This window comes from Parvibaculum sp., assembly GCF_040882025.1.
In the GTDB taxonomy this organism is placed as follows: domain Bacteria; phylum Pseudomonadota; class Alphaproteobacteria; order Parvibaculales; family Parvibaculaceae; genus Parvibaculum.
On sequence record NZ_JBBECC010000196.1, the window covers coordinates 1 to 1,750 of the forward strand.

At 66.1% G+C, this 1,750-nt stretch carries 3 protein-coding genes and 1 pseudogene; 1 reads left to right on the top strand and 3 read right to left on the bottom strand.

Features of this window, described 5'->3' with window-relative positions:
* Positions 1-144: 144 nt before the first annotated feature.
* Genes WEB61_RS15100 through WEB61_RS15110 form a run of 3 tightly spaced genes read right to left on the bottom strand, consistent with a single transcriptional unit; the run spans position 145 to position 1,493 of the window.
* Entirely contained in the window at positions 145-387 is a 243-nt protein-coding gene (locus WEB61_RS15100; RefSeq protein WP_368065171.1) for an AbrB/MazE/SpoVT family DNA-binding domain-containing protein, read from the bottom strand.
* 60 nt (positions 388-447) lie between these two features.
* Complete coding sequence (locus WEB61_RS15105) at positions 448-831, bottom strand: VOC family protein (protein WP_368065172.1); 384 nt, start codon at positions 829-831, stop codon at positions 448-450.
* 14 nt (positions 832-845) lie between these two features.
* On the bottom strand, positions 846-1,493 hold the full coding sequence (locus tag WEB61_RS15110) for a TetR/AcrR family transcriptional regulator (RefSeq protein WP_368065173.1): 648 nt from the start codon (positions 1,491-1,493) through the stop codon (positions 846-848).
* A gap of 70 nt (positions 1,494-1,563) precedes the next feature.
* Between WEB61_RS15110 and WEB61_RS15115 the strand changes: the two are divergent.
* Positions 1,564-1,750: pseudogene (locus WEB61_RS15115) on the top strand (amidohydrolase); the annotation flags it as partial.

Genomic DNA, 1,750 nt, shown 5'->3' on the forward strand with positions numbered 1-1,750 from the left:
CCGCCAGAACGATATTGTTGACGAAGAATGTGTCGCCGCTTTCGAAAATGAGTTTCGCGACAAGCCTTGTCTGTTCCGGCGCGTTGTCCGCCACACCAGAATCGTCGAGAAGCCAGCGCAGCAGGATGTTGGTGTCGAGGCCGATCACCGCCCGCGCCTGCCTCTGGCTTCCCCGATCCAGCTCTCGATGTCGCCCGGCTTCGCCTTCACGCCCTTCACGATGCCCCGGAGATCGCCAAGCGTGCCGGTCTTCGCTTCGACATAGAAGCGGCCGTCCTCGCCCTGCGCGAAGACGAGTTTGTCGCCTTCGTGAATGTTCAGGGCCTTGCGCATTCCGGCAGGCAGCGTGATCTGCCCCTTGGATGTGACCTTGGCATTGTAGCCCATCTCAATCTCCTTACTTTACACACAAAATGTAAGGAAACCAGAGCGCAGAGTCAAGGCGCCTCACCCCTTCTTGCTGTGGCAGACCGCCTGCAGCTTGTTGCCTTCGGGGTCGCGCACATAGGCGCCGTAGTAATTCGGATGGTAGTGCGGGCGCAGCCCCGGCTCGCCGTCGCTGGTGCCGCCCATTTCCAGCGCCTTCGCGTGGAAGGCATCGACCGAGGCGCGGTCGGGCGCCAGAAACGCCGCGTGCCAGCCATTGCCGGGATGATGCGGTTCGCCGTCGAAGGGTGTGCCGATGAAGATCTTGGGGCCTGTCAGCGTGCCCCAGGATGCCCGGCCCTGCCGCTTGTAGAAGGGCTCGATGCCAAGTGTTGCCAGCACCGCATCGTAGAAGATGGCCGCCTTGTCCGGGTCCCGCGAGCCGATGGTGATGTGACTGAACATGGGCGCCCTCCCTGTTATGCGTCCCGCCACAATACAGGATCGCTGGCCCGGAAGGCCTCGAAAGAGGCGCAAACCGTTTCACGTATGAGTGCCTTTGCGTCACTCGCCCCGGCGACCACGCCGAACTGGCCGTTGAGCCAGAGGGACGCCAACCCATGCGTCACGCCCAGCATGGCGGCGATCAGCCGGGCCGGGTTCCCGTCGGGCAGGATGCCGGCGCGCTGGCACGCGCGCGCCGTCTCTTCCAGCAGCGCGTAGCTTTCCGCTCGCGCGGCGACGGCGTCGGCCCAGGTCTCGTCATCCGTCCAACGGTGGCCCAGCATGATGTGGAAGGCACCGGGCGCATCGAGCATGAAGGCGAGATAGGTCTCCGGCAGCACCAGCAGCCGCGCCCAGGGGTCCGGCCCCCGTGCCGCCTGCGCGGCGGCCTCGCGGGCGTGCAGCTCGCGGTAGCCCCAGGCCGCAATCGCCGCCAGCAGAGCCTCGCGCGAGGCGAAATGGCGGTAGGTCGCGGCATGGGTGACGCCGGCTTCGGCCGCCAGTTCGCGCAGCGTGAAATCCGGCGCGCCGCGCGCGGCAATCCGCTGCATGGCAAGGCCCATCAGCGCCTCGCGGAGGTTTCCGTGGTGATATTCGGTGGGTTTCCGCCTTGCGGCTGGCATCTCGGTTCTCCCGGTTGACTCATGTTACCATTGGTTACATGCTCGCGCCAAACCAAAAGGGAGGCGGGAGATGGGCGGACGAACATTGTTTTCGGGTGGCACGATCCTCACCATGACGGGGAAGCCGGCTGACGCCGTGCTGGTCGAGGACGGCCGCATCCTCGCCGCAGGCGACGCCGCCGCACTCGGCGACATGGCGGGCGCGGGCGCCGCCCGCGTCGACCTTGCCGGCGCGACGCTGATGCCCGGTCTCATCG